A 402-nucleotide genomic window follows, 5' to 3' on the forward strand; every position below is an offset into this window, starting at 1 on the left:
GCATGCATTTAATCTTCCTTTAGCAAAATTTATTAGACGATTAGGTTTTTTAGCGCCATATATTGCTTCGTATAATTTTTGATCTTGAAATTTTAAATCCGCATCATGAAATAAATTCATTTTTTTATAAGAATTAATCATATTTTCTAATAACTGTTCTTTTTGAGGTATAGAACACATAAGATTTATATCTAAAGTAAAACCAAAAAACAAAGTGTTGTAATTTACAAAAGTAAACTCAAACATTATTTTACCTGGATTATACTTAGATGGTAATTTTTCAATTTCACTCATAAAGACAAGAAACTCATCTGCAACATTTAAATAATTATTAATTTCTTTTAAATCAGTGTTATTGGAAATAAAATAAAAATAATTAAGATTATTTTGCATTTGTAAAGT

General features: G+C 22.6%; 1 pseudogene. It reads right to left on the reverse strand.

Features of this window, described 5'->3' with window-relative positions:
* Window positions 1–402: pseudogene (locus CAMP5053_RS08405) on the reverse strand (hypothetical protein); the annotation flags it as partial.

The sequence above is a fragment of the Campylobacter sp. S4:11 genome (assembly GCF_024723695.1).
GTDB classification, from domain to species: domain Bacteria; phylum Campylobacterota; class Campylobacteria; order Campylobacterales; family Campylobacteraceae; genus Campylobacter_D; species Campylobacter_D jejuni_C.